At 68.3% G+C, this 16,357-nt stretch carries 15 protein-coding genes; 6 read left to right on the forward strand and 9 right to left on the reverse strand.

Going from position 1 to position 16,357, the window contains the following annotated elements; translation table 11 throughout:
• Positions 1 to 105 precede the first annotated feature (105 nt).
• Entirely contained in the window at positions 106 to 903 is a 798-nt protein-coding gene (locus tag ABT352_RS13425; RefSeq protein WP_350945031.1) for a serine/threonine-protein kinase, read from the forward strand.
• Here ABT352_RS13425 and ABT352_RS13430 read toward each other — a convergent pair.
• The 3 genes from ABT352_RS13430 to ABT352_RS13440 form a co-directional block, all read right to left on the reverse strand.
• The gene (locus ABT352_RS13430; protein ID WP_350945033.1) at positions 893 to 1,780 is read right to left on the reverse strand and encodes a serine/threonine-protein kinase; all 888 of its coding nucleotides are present in this window, start codon (positions 1,778 to 1,780) and stop codon (positions 893 to 895) included. The genes ABT352_RS13425 and ABT352_RS13430 overlap by 11 nt on opposite strands.
• Before the next feature lie 135 nt (positions 1,781 to 1,915).
• Positions 1,916 to 2,386: an SAM-dependent methyltransferase gene (locus tag ABT352_RS13435; RefSeq protein WP_350945035.1), complete on the reverse strand. Its 471-nt coding sequence runs from the start codon at positions 2,384 to 2,386 to the stop codon at positions 1,916 to 1,918.
• 69 nt (positions 2,387 to 2,455) lie between these two features.
• Positions 2,456 to 3,124, reverse strand: a complete 669-nt coding sequence (locus ABT352_RS13440) for a class I SAM-dependent methyltransferase (RefSeq protein ID WP_350945036.1) — start codon at positions 3,122 to 3,124, stop codon at positions 2,456 to 2,458.
• A gap of 61 nt (positions 3,125 to 3,185) precedes the next feature.
• On the opposite strand from ABT352_RS13440, the gene ABT352_RS13445 reads away from it, so the two are divergent.
• From ABT352_RS13445 to ABT352_RS13460, 4 genes are all read left to right on the forward strand, one after another.
• Complete coding sequence (locus tag ABT352_RS13445; RefSeq protein WP_350945038.1) at positions 3,186 to 3,824, forward strand: TetR/AcrR family transcriptional regulator; 639 nt, start codon at positions 3,186 to 3,188, stop codon at positions 3,822 to 3,824.
• A 268-nt stretch (positions 3,825 to 4,092) separates the two neighbouring features.
• The gene (locus ABT352_RS13450) at positions 4,093 to 4,770 is read left to right on the forward strand and encodes an ARPP-2 domain-containing protein (protein WP_350945039.1); all 678 of its coding nucleotides are present in this window, start codon (positions 4,093 to 4,095) and stop codon (positions 4,768 to 4,770) included.
• Between the two features lie 215 nt (positions 4,771 to 4,985).
• Positions 4,986 to 5,363: a hypothetical protein gene (locus ABT352_RS13455; RefSeq protein WP_350945040.1), complete on the forward strand. Its 378-nt coding sequence runs from the start codon at positions 4,986 to 4,988 to the stop codon at positions 5,361 to 5,363.
• A gap of 359 nt (positions 5,364 to 5,722) precedes the next feature.
• Positions 5,723 to 6,178 carry a hypothetical protein gene (locus ABT352_RS13460; protein WP_350945041.1) on the forward strand — a complete coding sequence of 152 codons (456 nt, stop codon included), beginning with the start codon at positions 5,723 to 5,725 and terminating at the stop codon, positions 6,176 to 6,178.
• A gap of 810 nt (positions 6,179 to 6,988) precedes the next feature.
• Here the strand turns inward: ABT352_RS13460 and ABT352_RS13465 are convergent.
• Both ABT352_RS13465 and ABT352_RS13470 read right to left on the reverse strand, forming a co-directional pair.
• Positions 6,989 to 9,106, reverse strand: coding sequence for an NACHT domain-containing protein (locus tag ABT352_RS13465; protein WP_350945043.1), 2,118 nt, complete (start codon positions 9,104 to 9,106; stop codon positions 6,989 to 6,991).
• A 115-nt stretch (positions 9,107 to 9,221) separates the two neighbouring features.
• Positions 9,222 to 9,530, reverse strand: a complete 309-nt coding sequence (locus ABT352_RS13470; RefSeq protein WP_350945045.1) for a hypothetical protein — start codon at positions 9,528 to 9,530, stop codon at positions 9,222 to 9,224.
• A gap of 380 nt (positions 9,531 to 9,910) precedes the next feature.
• Between ABT352_RS13470 and ABT352_RS13475 the strand changes: the two genes are divergently transcribed.
• Positions 9,911 to 10,147, forward strand: a complete 237-nt coding sequence (locus tag ABT352_RS13475; RefSeq protein ID WP_350945047.1) for a type 2 periplasmic-binding domain-containing protein — start codon at positions 9,911 to 9,913, stop codon at positions 10,145 to 10,147.
• 277 nt (positions 10,148 to 10,424) lie between these two features.
• Here ABT352_RS13475 and ABT352_RS13480 read toward each other — a convergent pair whose 3' ends face one another.
• The 4 genes from ABT352_RS13480 to ABT352_RS13495 all read right to left on the reverse strand — a co-directional run bounded on the left by ABT352_RS13480 (position 10,425) and on the right by ABT352_RS13495 (position 16,309).
• A complete protein-coding gene (locus ABT352_RS13480; protein ID WP_350945048.1) occupies positions 10,425 to 12,521 on the reverse strand; it encodes a DEAD/DEAH box helicase in 2,097 nt (698 codons plus the stop codon).
• Positions 12,522 to 12,592: 71 nt separating this feature from the next.
• Positions 12,593 to 13,936 carry a BREX system ATP-binding protein BrxD gene (gene brxD, locus ABT352_RS13485; RefSeq protein WP_350945050.1) on the reverse strand — a complete coding sequence of 448 codons (1,344 nt, stop codon included), beginning with the start codon at positions 13,934 to 13,936 and terminating at the stop codon, positions 12,593 to 12,595.
• Positions 13,933 to 15,474 carry a hypothetical protein gene (locus tag ABT352_RS13490; RefSeq protein ID WP_350945051.1) on the reverse strand — a complete coding sequence of 514 codons (1,542 nt, stop codon included), beginning with the start codon at positions 15,472 to 15,474 and terminating at the stop codon, positions 13,933 to 13,935. Before ABT352_RS13490 ends, brxD begins: the two co-directional genes overlap by 4 nt.
• Before the next feature lies 1 nt (position 15,475).
• Positions 15,476 to 16,309, reverse strand: coding sequence for a protein phosphatase 2C domain-containing protein (locus tag ABT352_RS13495; RefSeq protein WP_350945053.1), 834 nt, complete (start codon positions 16,307 to 16,309; stop codon positions 15,476 to 15,478).
• Between the last annotated feature and the right edge of the window lie 48 nt (positions 16,310 to 16,357).

Consider the following 16,357-nt stretch of genomic DNA (forward strand, 5'->3'; position numbering starts at 1 on the left):
TCCCGCCCCTATCGAGCTCACCCGACCCCGACCCCGACCCCGACCCCGACTCCCGCCCCGACTCCGCCCTCCGCCCCGCGCTTCCCCCCGTCCCCCACCTATCCGATGGGCACCGCGTCCGACTCCCGTCCCCTCGGCGACATCGGGCAGTACCGGCTGGACCGGAAGATCGGCGAAGGGGGGCAGGGCGCGGTCTACCTCGCGTACGGTCCCGGCGGCCAGCGGGTGGCGGTCAAGGTGCTGCACCGCCGGATCATCGGTGGCGCGGCCGAACGCGAGAGCTTCGTCAAGGAGGCCGCGATGGCCCAGCGGGTGCGTCCTTTCGCCACGGCGAAGGTGATCGACGTCGGCGTGACGGGGGACGTGGCCTACATCGTCAGCGAGTACGTGCCAGGACCGTCACTGGAACGGCTGGTCAGGCAGGAGGGACCGAGGAACGGCGACAGCCTGACCCGGCTCGCCATCGGGACGGCCGGGGCGCTGGCGGGTATTCACGCCGCGGGCATCGTGCACCGGGATTTCAAGCCGGCCAACGTCCTGCTCGGCCCCGACGGTCCCCGAGTGATCGACTTCGGGATCGCCAGAGCGCTGGACCAGGTCACGATGACCTCGGGCGTCCTCAAGGGCACCATGGCCTACATGTCCCCCGAGCAGATCTCCGGTGAGCACGTCGGCCCGGCCTCCGACGTCTTCAGCTGGGCCGCGACCATGCTCTTCGGCGCCACGGGCAGGCACGCCTTCGACGCGGGCTCCACGCCTCTCGTCTACCGGAGGATCGTCACTCACCACCCGGATCTGTCCGTGCTGCCGATCGCGCTCCAGGCCCCGCTGGCCGCCTGCCTCGCCAAGGATCCGGCGGGCCGGCCGACGGCCGCCGAGGCGATGACGCTGGTCACCAGCTGACCCTGGACAGTGCCTCGGCATACAGGTGGATCGGCCTCGTCACCCGGTCGACGACGCCGGGCAGCGGGGGCAGGTCGCGTACGAACGGCAGGAGACGGTGGAAGACCTCGTCGGCGCGTTGCGGACGCCGGCCGGGCTCCCTCTCCAGCAGTGCCGTCACCAGCTCGCCGAACTCCTTCGGCGCCGCGGTTGTCAGCGATGCCGAAGGAACGCCGGAACGTCCGCTCGTCTCGGTGGCGAAACCCGCCGGATGGGCGACCCGGCGACCGGTGAGCATCTCGTGGAGTATGCAGCCCACCGAGTACAGGTCGGTCAGCGCGCTGGTCGTCCCCTCATGAAACTGTTCGGGAGCCATGTACACCTCGGTTCCCGGAGCCTCCATCGTCCCGGTGATCACTGAGAAGTCGGACGACCCCTGGACCGTCGCGAGCCCGAAGTCCAGCACGACGAGGGTCGCGTCGCGGCAGAGCATGAGGTTGCCCGGCTTCAGGTCCCGATGCACGAGCGAGCGGGCGTGGGCCGCCGACAGCACGGCACACAGCTGCGCGCCGATCAGAGCGGTCCAGGAGAGGGGGAGCCTCTCGTGCGCGTCGAGCACGTGCGTGACGGGCCATCCGTCGACGAACTCCATCACCAGGAAGAACCCGTAGTCGTCCTGCCCGAAGTCGTGGACGGCGGGCACACCGGGATGACGGAGCAGGGCCATGATCCGCGCCTCGCGCCTGAACCGCCGGAGGGCCTCCTCGGTGAGCCTGTCGCGCCGGACCCGCTTCACCGCGACCTTGCGGTTCAGATGAAGATCGACCCCCTCCCAGATCTCCCCCATACCGCCCCGGCCTATCGGCTGCCGCAGCTCGTAGCGCTGCGCGACCATCATGGGACCCCTCCCTCATCACCGGACCAGAAGACGTGTGGGCTCGCCGAGCACGGAGGCCGCCGCGGAGAAGTCTGCCAGGCGGGCGGCGAGTGTCTCGACGGCGAGTCGGGCGCGTTGATCTGGATGACCCGAACCTCAGTAGTAGGAGCTCATGAGCCTGGTGGCCCAGGCCGGTTGGGTGACCGGATGGCGGGGGGCGAACTCGATCAGGTACGGCTTGACATCCAGGATGGGGGTGCCTGACAGCGCGTCCAGGTCGGCGACGTGCAAGTCCAGGCCGTCCACGGCGAGGAGTCGACAGCGGGAGACGCCAAGACGGTTGGGGCGGTACGGCCCCCGGTGGGCGAAGATCCCTACGGGGGCCGCGCTCGGGTTCCCTCGCGGGGGACGGGGGTCGGTGCGTACCTCGCCCGGGGCGATCCGGTCGAAGAGGAAGACGACCTCCAGGTGGGAGAAGTCCTCCAGACCGAGCACCGCCGAGGCGGTGAAAGTCTCGTCGTCCAGTCGAATGACGGCTCGAATGTCGTGCCAGTCGTCTTCGACCATCTCGCTACGACCGCCCACCACCCGGCCGACCGGTCGCAGGGTCACGGTGTCGGTTGTCATGGTGGCCTCCACGTGCTCGGGCGGCGGGAAACTTTCCACAAACCTACAGAAATCCGCGACCGGAGATCGCTAGGCGTCGCGGCGCAGCGTGAACCAGAAGGTCGGCACCGAGTTGGTGCCCGGTGTGACGTCGAGCAGTTCCCAGCCGGTGAACCTGGCGCGGAGCTCGTCGGCTGTGACGCCCGCCGCCCACGACGTGACCTCGGGGATCGGATTGCCGAGCGGCTCGGGGCCGTACCCGAACATCAGCAGCCGTGCTCCGGGGGCGGCGCGGCGGGTGAGCCCGGCGGCGTAGGCGTCGCGGCGGTGCGGCGGGATCCCGCAGTAGCAGCTCAGGTCGAAGAACAGGTCGAAGGGGCCGGGCACGTCCAGTTCGTCGAGGCGGGTGGCGTCCCCGTGCAGCAGCCGTACCGCCACCGCCGCCGCCGCGGCCCTCTTCCTGGCCTGGTCGACGGCGCGGTCGATCAGGTCGACGGCCGCCACCTCCCAGCCGTGCCGTGCGAGGTAGACGGCGTTGGTCCCCGTGCCGCAGCCGAGTTCGAGGGCGCGGCCGGGTGGCAGCGCGCCGTGCCCCTCCACCAGGGCGACCAGCTCGGGCGGCGTCACACCGGTGTCCCACGGCGGCTTGCCGGTGCGGTAGTAGCGCTCCAGTGCGCGCTGGACGGACTCCTCCTCCGGGTCTCGCCGCGTCGAGGCCGGGTCCGCTTCCGTCGTCTGAGGCGTGCTGGGGTGGTCCATCGGCTCCTCCAAGAATTTAAAGTTGAACTCTAGTGTCATACTCTAGAGATATACTCGCAATATGGACAAAGTCAAGCGACCGGACAAGCGGACCGAGCGCTCACGCCGCACCCGTGAGAAGGTCATCGAGGCGGCTCGCGAGCTGTTCGTCGCGCAGGGGTACGGGGCGACGAGCCTGCAGGAGATCGCGGACCGGGCGGGCGTGGCCGTCCAGACGGTCTACTTCGTCTTCCACAACAAGCGCACCCTGTTCAAGGACGTCGTCGACACGTCCATCGCCGGGGACACCGAGCCGGTCGCCACCATGGATCGTGACTGGTTTCGCGCCGCCTGCGCCGAGCCCACCGCGGCCGGGCAACTGCGCGCGCACGTCCACGGCACCGGCGAGATCCTGGGCCGGGTCGCCCCGATCATGCCGCTGATCGCGGCCGCCGCGGCCACCGACCCCGAGATCGCCGCGCAGTGGCCGGACGGCCCCGACCCGCGTTACACCGTGCAGTACGCGGCGGCCGAAGCCCTGGTCGGCAAGCCCGACGCCCGTCCCGGCCTCTCCGTCGAGACGGCGGCGGACCTGCTGTTCGGCCTGCTCAGCCCGCAGCTCTACCTGATCTTCGTCCGTGACCGGGACTGGTCACCGGACACCTGGGAAGAGTGGGCACGCACCACCTTGACCTCCCAGCTCTGCGCCGACCCGGGCTAAGCGGACGTGAGCAGCACGTCTGGCGGATCCCGCAGGGGCGACGCATCAAAAGAGGAGAAAGAGGAGGAGACGTAGAGCGCGGCGGATCGCGGACGCCTACCTGGATACCGCCGAGCGGGCATTCGACCGCGAAGGGCTCCTACCGCTCATCAAGGATCGTCGGCCCTCATGGCGGCGGTAAATAAGGAAGAAGGCGATATGCCGGTGCTAGCCTTCCGGGGGCGGCCGCGGGACTTCGGTGCGACTTCCGGGACCCGCCTTTGAAGCGATGATTCGCAGCTCGTGCCCCCACTCCCCGGCCGACCCCGTACGCACCCCCGGAGGCGGCGTCCTCGTCTACGTCGCGGACGCGCTCGCCGCCGCGTTCGTGGTGCCGCACCCCGACGACTACCGCGCCCTGCACACCACCCTCGTCCACGACCTGTACGGCGAGCTGATCTACCACTACGCGCTGCTCAGCGGCCCGGTGGCCGACTTCCGCGCCCGCATCGAGGACGCGACGGTGCACTCGCTCGCCGACCTGCGCGCGGGGGCCCGCCGGCAGCAGGAGGAGTGGGCCACCTTCCACGACCGGGTCATGGCGGGCGCGCTGCTGGGCACGGACTACACCTACCAGCGCGTCTACCAGATGGGCGGGTATCGCCTGTCACGCTTCCTTCCGCCCTTCGAACGCCGGCGTGAGAACCACATCGGCGAGCTCATCACCGACGGCGCTGGCCGACTCGCGTACCTCAAGACGTTCCGCCTGTCGGAGAACCAGGTCCGGCGCGGTCACCTGCTGGCCGGCCTCGCCGCCGCGGGCTGGAGCGTGGCCGACACCGCCGTCTCGCTCGGCGTGACCGAACACGAACTCGGCCTGCGCGTCGAGGCCGCGGGCTTCGGCCACCTCCTCCGCCAGGACGTCCTCGACCACTACCGCGCCCAGGCCCGCCGCGCCCGCCCCTGACCGTGATCGAGGCCGGCACGGCACCTCAGGAGAACCCGTATTCGATTGGCCGGTCAGCGTGGTGAGCCGATCGATGAATCCGCGCTGTTCGACCACGCGTTCCCCCTGCCTGATCGACGCCTCAGCGACACCCTGGAAACTTATAGGTTGTCGAAATCGCAACCAAATAGTTCTAATTGCCTAGGTTCTCTTCAAATCGATGGAGGAATTTTCGCATGGCAGGACACGAGGGATCCACCACGTCGCGTCACAACCGCCTCACCCGACGTTTGTCGGCGGTAGCACTTTCCTTGACGCTCGGCGGACTCGCCTCGCTGGCATGGGCGCCGCCGGCATCGGCCGCGAGTCAGTCGATTCCGGGTGTCATCGGGACCGTGACTCCAACCCTCTCCCAGCTCTGCACAAGCTCAACCATGCAGTACGGGTCTTTGTACTATACCGAGTCGGAAATCCCGGGCCGGGAAATCGGCGGCTCCTACTCTGCGGGAAGGGGTAAATGCCTGCAAAAAAATCCGATCACCAGCAAGTCCAGGTTCCGCAGCTTCCACGTTTGCAACAGCAACGGTGTCTGCGGCCCGGAGATCTATCTCTAGACTTCTGGGTCGGGAATTCTGAGCTCACTCGGCCTGCTGATCGATCGCAGGCAGGCTCGGACACTCGGGCCGGGGCTCGGGCAGGGCCCCGGCGTTCTAGAGATTTGTCCGTTTCCCCTGTAGGTCCGTTTCTGCGCTCGCAAACGGAAGTCCCAGATTGGAAGGGCTTTCAGTCGCCAGAGCAGGGTCCTCTGCGTAGGGACAAATTGGTAGAAACCTCCAGAACGCCGAGGCCCTTGGGTCCCCTCAGGATCCTTGATAATTTACTGCCGGGGTTCACGTAACACTCGATCCCACCAGAGAGGGTTCACAGTTTGAAGAGGATGCTAGTCCGCACTGCGTCAGCCTCCATTCTTGTGATGGCTTCTGTGACGGGCCTCGCGCCGACCGCGAACGCCGACTCGTCGGCCTGCAACACACCGGTTCCTGACGTGTACAAGGAAGTGCTTTACAGCTCGGGCAGCGCCCGGTGGAATGGTCGTGACGTCGCTTATCCGGCCAAGCTTCATGGGAAGACCGTCAGGCTGATGAACGGTGGCGCTTTCAACCAGTCCTACGCCAAGGTGGAGAACGCCACCGCCGGGGACATCGTCTCCATCGATCGAACTACCGACTCCGACAAGGTCAACACCACCAAGAAGTGGTGGTTCACAGATCAGATCAAAGGCTGGGAGTTTTGTCAGAAGACGGTCAGCACGACAGGCAGCACTGTCCACTCTCCCATGATTAACAACTGGCATCGGCCAGTACGCGTTTGCCTCCGCCACAACGGAGCTCTTCAATGTGCCAACGTCTGGTACGCAGACCAGTCCTGACGTCGTCATGAAAGCGTCCGCTTTTTCCTTCGGGAGGGGCGGGCGTTTCGTCGTTTCGTTGAGTGGCGTCACCTACATCCGTGATCACTGGAAGGCCATCGAAAACGGCACCCACCATGTCCGCGATGTCACCTTCCATGAGGATGTCCATCAAGCCGGACCGGCACTCTGCCCCGCGCCTTGGCCACCTTTCGCAACCTGGCCATCGGCGCTCTGCGCCACGCGGGTTATGTCAACATCGCCCACGCCCGACGCCACCACGTTTACGACCATCAGCGCATCCTCGACCTTTTCAAGATCGGACCTAAAGGATCACACTGACCAAATCACAAACTCGCCGGGGCCCTGGGGGCTCGGGCAGGTACTTGTACGGCGCCGCCCGTGACACGATCGGCAGCCGCCGAGCACGAGCCACTATCTCCGCGTCCATAGCGGGTGGTCGGCCGAGGCGCTGTCCGCGGGCCCGGGCGGCAAGATTTCCTGGCCCGTCCTGACAGCCTCATCGCCTCCCGAGGGGCAGGCCGGTGAGCATCACCATGGGCCTGGCCTCAGCTCAAACACCGGGACCCGAGGCCGGGCCCACCGATCGTCGAAGAATTCCCCCAAGGAGCTGGATCCCGCCGTGAGAGGGGCGGCGGTTGGGGTCGCGGACAGGTGCGAAGAGAGCGATCAGAACGCGATGGCCGGGTGCCCGTCATGCGGCGGGAAGCCCGGCCTCATTTCGCGGTTCGTACTCGACCACGCGCCACTCACCGTAGTCGGGCCGTCGATCACGGCCACCGGCGGCGACACGCACTTGGCCATTGACGGTCACAGCGCGCCCCCACCCGAAGGCGGCTGGTCTCTGTCGGCCACCGCTGTGAAATGGTCATGTAGTTCGGCATGCCGGAGCTGATAGAACGGGCCGACCGCGCGTAGCAGGCCGAGCTGGTGCATTTCATCGAAGAACCTCACCGTGCGCACCGGCAGATCGCCCGAGACGGCCAAGAATACGAACGTGATCCGGGACGTCAACCAGACGTGCTGTGACCGCTGTGTCAGACCGGCACTGCATCCGACTATGAGCCCCAGTCCAATGTCACTCCAGATGTCTCGCGGCCCGGGGAAATATGAGAGCACCCAGTCCGAGGAGATCGCCAAAACCGCCCCAAAAACCAGTGCTCCCATCAGCTGAAGTCCTACCAAAGACCGGTTGATCTTCCAGGCGGACAGGGGGGTGAGAGCGTTGGTGAACTGCGGAAGCCGATCCTCCGGCGCCTGGCCGGAATCCTTTGGCGGGGACTTCTCCAGCAGCGCGAGGCCAACCCAGATGGTGAGCGTGGAAGTCACGGCTGAGAAGATCCCGGCTCCGATCCCCTGAATGGCCGTCACCCCTACTGCCAAAGGCAGGCTCATCGTGAGAAATACGGGAGCAATGCGGCCACTGTTCTCGCGTAGCGCTGTGGTGACACGTCGCCAGACCTGTAGTCGCCTCAACTCCGGTGGCTCGGGTGTGTCGATCGATTTTCCGAATGCGAAGCCGAAACCGGCGACAAGTCCAAGTATCGGGCTCCCGGCCAGCGCGGCGGCGGCCGCGACAGGTAGCGCGTAAACAAGTACGACAACCAGCGAGACGACCCATTGAGGTGGCACCCTCAATCCGCCCTGCCGAGGTTGGTTCATCTGCCACCAGGCGAAATCGGGTGTTCCGCGTTCTGCGGCGTACGTCGCGAGCCGGACCAGCCACCGGCGTATCCGCTCGGCATCCCAGGTTCGTGGGATTTTCCGGCGAGTCGTCCCCGACAGCCTCTGGGCGATCAGCAACGCCTCGATGAGGTTGTCCATCAGGTGCGCGCGCAGTGCGGGAACATCGTCGCGGTAGACCGTGAACAGCGGGGTCGGGTCCCGGTCTTGGTCGACGTACACCGTTCGGATCAGCCACAGTCCCAACGCGGTCGAGGATACGGCCGCCAGAGCAGGCGTCGCGCCGGTCCGCAAAGCTCGCAGCAGCGTGCTCCAGGGCTGCGGGGGGTGAGGCGGGAGGCAGGTGGCCAGATAGTCGCCGACGACGGTGGGGATCAGCGCCTTGGGGGCGATGACAGCGGCGGCCCGGACCGCGCGTCGTGCGTTCACGAGGGCATCGGAATACTCGCCGGTGCGGGAGGTGATGATTACCTGATCCCGCGGGGCCAGGGTTCTGCCCAGCTGGGTGATCACTTTCGCGCGAGCGAGTTCGGGCAGCTCGTCCAGGCCGTCAAGAATGGCCAGGATATGACCACCCGAGGCCAATATTTCGGCGGCATCGCGGCTCTGCTCGGGCATTTTCGGAGCCAGATAGTCATTCCGCAGGCGCTCTGCGATCCAATCGTGTAAGCGCGGATGGAGCTCTGTGTCCCAGTCGGCGACCGGCACCAACATCGGCACCGGCTCCGCCGGCTCGCGGGTGTCGATCAGTTGTACGAGGAGTTGAACGGCCAAGGTGGTCTTTCCCGTCCCGGCGCCGCCGGTGATGACCAGGCGACGGCGGGGTAGTCGGCGGAAGCGGGTGGCCAGCTCGGCGATGTCGTCGGATCGGCCGGTGAAAGACAGCTCACCCTCGGTGATCAGGTGCGGATGGTCCATGAGTTTGGTCCGCTGGGTGAGATGCCAAGAGACCGGAATCGGCGGATCGCCGAGAGACCGTTTCGCTATCTCGGTATTCCAGAAATCGACCACCAGCCCCGCCAGCCGCCCCTTGACCTGTGTGAGGTCCCCGGCGGCCGAAGTCGAGACGCGAGTGATCAGGCGGGTGACGTACCATCCCGCGAAGGCCAGCACCACGGTGACCACGATCCATGGCCTGCTCCACACGCCTGAGTTGAGCACTTGATTGACCGCCACGCTCAGGGCGACCGGAAGAAGGACCCCCGCCGACGACAACGCGGCGGACCGCAGCCCCGTACCCGTCATGTCATCATCTTGGCATTCCGCCGCCTTGAGAAAACCGCAAAGACAAAAACGACCGAATGCGAGAAAAGCGGCATCTCACTCGATGACCCGCTCTGCCGTTCTCGCCGTCCGCGTCCTATACGGGGATGACCCTGGGGAGGCGGGGGCCGTCGTACCAGTCGGCCTTGTGCTTGCGCAGTAGCGCCTCGCCGTCGCGTTCCCAGGAGAAACGCGGCTTCTTGAGCAGCTTGCGGAAGACCCCGCTCGCTTTGCCGGGGTCTTCCGCGGCGAGTCGTCGCAGTATGCGGGGGCTGACGTCGTCGCCGCGCAGATATCCGCCGACCACCTCGCGATACCGGCCGCGGGCGATGAGCGCGGGGTCGGCGAAGACCTCCTGGAGCAGGTCGAAGTCCGGGTGGAAGCCGAGGCCGGGACGGAGGGGCACCGATCAGCGCCGAGCTCTTGGCTGATCCGGCGGTCAACCGTCCTGAAGGTCAGGCGCTGCGGCGCTCTTCACAGCGGGTCCCTGCGGATAGTGCTTCAGCGTGACCTCGTCGTGCAGTCGTGTGCCCTTGCCGCCGAAGCCGACCAGAGTGCGGGAGATCGGCGTGGGGACATGGCTGATCAGCCGCGCTCCCTGGATCAGGCCCCACAGGCCCAGGCGGGTGTCGGGGATGAGCCGTTTGGCGGCGCCGACCGCGTAGGTGCGGCTGCGCCGTACATAGTCGCCGATCTCCCGTTCGTAGGCCGGGAACGCCCGGGTGTGGTCTCCGTGGGCCGCCGCCCACGACGCCCTCCGGCCGCCCCATTCCCCTGGCCGGTACGGTGTCCACCAGCCAGGAAGGGCTCACCCAGGTGGCGCTCGACCGGGGCGGCATGTTGTTCTGCACCCCTACGGCGGCTCACCACAGGCGCCCGGACGTCAGCTTCGTCCCCGTCATGGGGCTGCCTCCCTCGATCCTCGGCCTGGCCTGGGTGAAGGCGGCGGAGACGGCGGCGACCCGGGCGTTCACCAAGGCAGCGGTCGGGCACGCCCTTGGGGCAGTGGCCTCGGAAGGCTGAGGCTCACCTCCGGGACGCGCACCTTGCTCACCTGCTCAGGTCGGGCGGGACGGTGGCTGCGGACCGGTCGGGCGCCGGGCCTGCAGGCGGCCTACCGGGCCGAGCCAGAACTGGCCCGCTTCCACTTGGAACTGAAGGACTCCTTGAAGCCGGCCCTGACCGCAACCCTCCTGGGCGTGCTACCTCGCCGCTGACCTGCGCTGCACCGGACAGGCCAAAACCTCGGTATTTCTCCCGCGACACCCCGCGTGGTACCTCTGCGGACCCGGACGCTTCATCACCGCACCAGAAGACGTGTGGGCTCGCCGAGTACGGAGGTCGCGGCGGAGAAGTCCGCCAGGCGGGCGGAGAGCGTTTCGACGGCGAGTTCGCGCGGTAGCGCGGTGTTGAACTTCAGCCCGTTCAGCGCCCGCTCGTCCACCTGCGGGTGCCGCAGGTGGAGCGCGCGAAGGTCGGCGCGTCGGAGTGGCCCGGTGAGATCGGCGCGGAGCCTGACGTACAGGTCCTCCACTCGATGCACGGGATCGGCCAGCGTGCCCAGGGTGGCCTTCAGGGTGGCGTTGCCCCGGTAACCCGCCCAGGTCCACCAGTGCAGGTCGCCGTCCTCGCGCACGATCACGGTGCCGTCGGGGTGGACGGTGTGGGCGATCTCGGCGCGCACCCTGGCGAGTGCGTCGACGGCCCTGCGGGTGAGCCGTACCGGGGGGTCGGTCCCCAGGGCGACGTCCCGCATGGCGCGGGCCAGCGCGAAGGAGGTGCCACCGAGAGCGGCGGACGTCCAGCGGGCCTCCCCTCCGGTTCCCTCCACGGGTTCGACGAAGCAGCGCCGTCGCTTCCAGTCGATCCAGTCGACCTTCCAGGTTCGCCCCGCCAGAAGGAGCAGGCGTGGGCCCTGAACCGAGGTGGTCAGCAGGGCGGGACCGGTACGGCCGATCTCGGAGCCGCCGTGCATCACGGTGAACTCCGGCGGCGCGGTGAACACCGCGGTCAGGTCCATGAAGTGGCGATGCCCGAAGCGCTGTTCCGCCTCTGGGCCGATGAGCAGCGAGCCGCCGTCTCGTTCGAGGAACCCCTCGGCGATCAGGTGATCGAGTACGGGCTGGGCGGAACGGAACTCGAAGGGGGACAGGCCGTTCCACCAGTCCGGCCAGAGCGAGTCGCCGACCTTCCCCTCCTGCAGGGTGAGGGCGAGGAACTGCTGCGCGACGATGTGCCGTGGGTCCGGTGGCGGTCGCACCGGCTCGACATGGCCCGTTCCCCACAGATGCAGCAGTCCGGCCGCGGCGAGCAGGTCGTCCCTGCTCAGCGCGAGCAGCAGGCAGTTGCGGGTGCTCGCCGGGCGCCGTCCGGTACGGCCCAGCCTCTGCAGGAACGAGGCGACGGACCGGGGCGCGTTGATCTGGATGACCCGGTCCAGGTCACCGACGTCGACTCCCAGTTCCAGGGTGGAGGTGGAGACGATGACGCAGTCGCGGGCCTGGGCGAAGGCCTCCTCCGCGCGGCGGCGCTCGTCGGCGGAGAGCGAGGCGTGAGAGAGGAAGGTGGTCACGCCGTGGCCGCGGAGCGTCTCTCCCAGCTCCTCGACCATGCGCCGGGAGTCGCAGAAGACCAGCCGCTTCTCACCCGCGTGCAACGCGGCGATGACACGTGCCGCGTTGGCGACGGAGCCGACGTGGTCCAGTTCGATATCAGGGGCGGGGGAACCGGTGACCGCCTTGGGGGCGATCACCCGCGCGGGCCGGCCCGCACCGGCTCCCTGCAGCCAGGAGAGCAGCTCGTCGGGGTTGCCGACGGTGGCCGAGAGACCGATCCGCTGCAGCGGGCGCCCGGCGAGACGGGTGAGGCGTTCCAGGACGCAGAGCAGGTGCCAGCCCCGGTCGTCCTTGGCGAAGGCGTGCACCTCGTCCACCACCACGGTCCGCAGCTCCCGCATGAGACGCCGGTGGTCGACCCGGGTGCCGATGAGCATCGCCTCCAGCGACTCGGGGGTGGTGAGCAGCACGTCCGGCGGATCACGCAGGATCGACTGCCGCCGCGAGGCGGGGACGTCACCGTGCCAGAGCTCCACCCGCCTGCCCAACCAGGTCGCGTACCCCTGAAGCCGTGGCAGCAGGTTGTTGAGCAGTGCCTTCAACGGGCACACGTAGATCACCGACAGGCCGCTCCATCGCCGCTCCTCCATCGTGGAGAGCAGCGGGAACATCACCGCCTCGGTCTTGCCTCCCGCGGTCGGGGCGACCAGCAGCGCGTCGAGCCCGGCGCCGAGCGGGGCGAGGGCCTCGGCCTGCAACGGCCGGAGCCGGGGCCAGCCGAGGGTGTTGGCGACATGGTGGGCGAGCGTCGGGTGCAGCGTGGTCACAGCGGGCGTGGTCACAGCGGGCGTGGTGACGGTCGGCGTGGTGACAGCGGACGTGCTGACAGTCGGCGTGGGGACAGCGGGTTTGGTCACAGCGGGTCGAGCTCCACCTCGTCCGCCGACGTGGCCCGATGCGGCCGGTGCGCGCGGCGGGTCGCGTTGCGCTCGTCGTCGTTCAGGTCGGTGTCCAGGACGGTCAGCCGGTAGTGCCTGCGGGGGTCGAACTCCTCGTGCTCGGTCACCCGGTGCAGCACGTCCATGACGAGCTTGCGCAGGAACGTCCGCGGCGCCGTACCCACCCCCAGATGGCCCGCGACGGCGACGGCGAGTTCCTTGACGTAACCGTCGTCGACGAGCGCCCTGATCCTGGCCTCGGCGGGGTTCCCCTCCGCGTAGAGGTCACGGACGGCACAGCCAAGCCGGACCAGCTTGTCGGTGTCGAAACCGGTGAGCCGGATCTGCACCGCGCGGGCCGTGTCGAAGCGTGGGTCGGTGCCGAAGTCGGTGGCCAGCCGCTGGGCGAGCGGCGTGAGCCGCTGCACCCCCTGCTGCCCGTCGTAGAACGCGGGGGTTCCGGTGATGACAAGATAGAGGCCGGGGAAGCGGCCCTTGTCGATCTCGTCGATGAGCTGCCTGAGCGTGTTGAGGCTCCGCTCCCGGCTGTCGGCGCGCATCCGCTGCAACGTCTCGATCTCGTCGAGTACGACGAGCAGCCCGGGGTGACCGCAGTCGCGCAGCACGGTCAGCAGGCCCTGAAGGAAACCGAGCGCGTTCCCCGAGTCCAGGTTCCCCTTGATGCCCGCGTATCGGCGGACCGACGCCGCCACGTTCGGATCCCCGCCCACCCACGCCAGTAGCCCATCCGCGGTGGCCTGGTCCCCGCCGAGCCTGGCCCGGCGGTAGAAGCGCAGCGCGGTGGCGAAAGCCGGAGCGGTCTGGGCCGCCTTTTCCAGCCGGGACTCGATGAGTTCGTCGACCGCGGAGACCATCGCCCGCCGGTCCTCCTTGGCGACTCCCTTCGCGGCGCTCGCGTCGTCCTCCAGGGTGAGCAGCCAGGTGTCGACGATCTCCCGCAGCGCGCTCGGCGGGCTGCTCGCCGTGGTGAGCCCGCCGATCAGTGCGCGGTAGACGGTCTCCAGCTTGTGCAGGGGCGTCTGCGTGTCCGAGATCTGGATCTCGCTGGTCGCCATCTTCATCCGCTTCGCCCGTTCGGCGAGCCAGCGCGCGAAGAAGGTCTTGCCCGAGCCGTACTCGCCGCGGATCGCCTTGAAACCGGCGCCGCCCCCGGTCACGGCGGTGAGATCCTCGTCGAGGGCCTTCTCGAATCGCTCCATACCGACCGCGAAGAGATCGAGACCGTTCTGCGGTACGGTGCCACGCCCCAGGGCATCGATGATCTGCCGTCGCCTCGCCCGGCTGACCTTGCGTGTCATGGCCTGGCCTCCTCGTCCTCGTCGAGAAACTGTTCTTTCAGGAGTCCTCGGTTCAGGTCGACGGTCCGGTCGCCGTCCTTGAGCGTGAGGACGTCGTAGCCGTCGACGTTGAGCAGCCGCTTCACCGCGGTCATCAGCAGCCGGGTCCTGTCCACCGGCTCACCGATCAGCCTCGCCGCCTCCGCCACGGCGAGACGACCGCCCCGCGCCTCCAGGCCGTCGAGCAGCAGGATCACCTTGTCGTCGGAGATGCCTCCGGGGGAGGCCCGCCGCTGGTCGGCGAACACCTCGGATGCGACGACCCGTTCGCCGAGCGTCTGCGAACGGGGCGGGGTGGCCGGTGCGCGGAGCGTTGGGGGAGGCTTCGGGGCGGCCGGTTCGGAACGGTTCGGGGCGGCAGGTGCGGCGGGTGCCGAGGGTGCGGGGGTGCTTCCGCGCGGCGCGGACGGCGTGACGATGGACGGAGACCGCCGAGGTGGTGAGGGCGGTGCGGAGAGGGGCAGGGAGATCGGCACATAGATGCGAGGCTCCTTCGACGGCGTTCTCGAAGAAGAGGCATCCGTCGACGCGCGGTTGTCGAGTGGTGACCGGATCGGCTGCGAGGGCCGTTTGCCGCCGGGGAGGTGAAGGTCCGCGCGCTCGGGAGGCGTGGCGACCTGCCGGACCGGGGGCCGCTTCAGCAGGATCCGTCTACGGCCGCGAACCGCCTGAGCCCACTCCGCGGCGGTCGGGCGGAGCCCACGCGGTTCGGCTGCCTGGGTGAACAGTTCGGTGACCGCGGCGACCACGTACGGATCCAGTCCTGCGAGCAGCTCCACGTCCTGACCGGGGCGGACGTAGGCGTTGCGGGTCAGTAGACGGCCCATGAGCAGCGCGAGTTTGTAGCGATCGGTGTCCAGGTCGGGGCCGGTGGCGGGCTGGTGAGGATCGTCCCAGTCGGGGGTGTGCGCCTGCCGCAGCACGGGCTCACCGCCGTGACGGCGGAAGCCGTCGCAGTCGAGGACGAATATCCGGTACGGCGGGGCCGGTCGCCACAGCAGGTTACGGAGTGAGATGTCACCGAGCACGAACCCGTGGCCGTGCAGCAGGTCGACCAACTGGGTGGCGAGAAGGGCGATGGTGACCCGGCCCGCGAGGTCCGGCTGGTGCAGGTCCTGCCACGACCAGTTGGGGGTGTAGAGCAGATACTGCAACTCGACCAGCTTGGACTTGCCGCCGATGGTCCCGCGGAACTCGCCGGGAACCTCACGCATGAGAAACCCGGTCACCCGGTCGCCGTGCAGGACCCGTGCCACCGGCCACGCGCAGTGGGCGAACAGCAGCTGCCGATCTCCGAGGGGGAGTGCGTGGCCGAAGTTCACCAGGTCGGCGAGGGCGTGGCCGTTCACCGTCCCGGCCTGTGGCATGTACTCCTTGTAGACGAGCGGACCGGGGCCGTGCACGCGGGTGACCACGCCCTGGCCGCCCTCGCCCAGCGGCTCGGGTTCCAGCATCAGTGAGGCGCGTTGCCGGTCGTGGGGGGACGTGCCGGAGATCATGTCAGGCTCTCCAGACGCAGATCGCCGTACGGTCGTCGTCGTAGCTCTTGGCGCGGAAGCTGGACTGCCAGAAGAACTCCGGCAGTGAGGGCGGCTCCGCCCGGCTCCACCACGCCGAGAGCTGGTCACCGACCTCGTGGTTCCGCGTCAGCGGCGTGGCGATGCCGTCCGTGCAGAGCAGCAGCATGTCACCCGCTTCGAGGTTGGCGACCGCGACCTCGACGTGCCCGATGCCGCCGGGAAGCGCGTGGGTGGCCGAGTCGGCGATCGTCTCCTCGCTGCTCTTCTTACCGAAACACTCCTCCCAGCTGCCCTTGTGCAGGAGGAACGCCGTGCTGTCACCGACCCGCATCAGGCGGGCGCGATGTGGTGAGGTGTCCGTCTCCTGGTCGATGACGGCGGCGAGGAACGTGGTACTCAGCGCGTCCGCCGGAACCTCGTGCTTCAGTGCCTGCCGGTCGAGGGCATCGGCGATGCCCTCGATGAGATACTCCGCCGCCGTCCGGAGGTCGCTGTACGCGTGGAAAACGTTGATGTTCCGGTAGGCGGATGCGCACGCCAGGGAGGCTCCCACGTGAGACAGCTCCTTGCTGCCGAGCCCGTCGGCGACGCAGGCCAGCAGCTGGGCCTCGCCGGTCTGCCACAGTCCCATCGCGTCCTGACGAGGGGTGCCGTAGTAGCGGTGCGCGTCCCCCCGGATGGAGGCGGCCCGTACGACCAGGCCGGGCAGCGTGGCGCCGTCCAGCTCACTGTCCGGGCGTCCGGGGTGGTCTGCATGAGGGGCCGGTAGGCCGCCGGGGTCCGAGCGCAGCATCGGCCGCCGGCCGATGACCACCGGCTCCGGGATCGTCGGGACCGGTGTCGGTGCTTCGGGGGGCGCCGA

The organism is Streptosporangium sp. NPDC000563 (genome assembly GCF_040299985.1).
Classification (GTDB): Bacteria; Actinomycetota; Actinomycetes; order Streptosporangiales; family Streptosporangiaceae; genus Streptosporangium.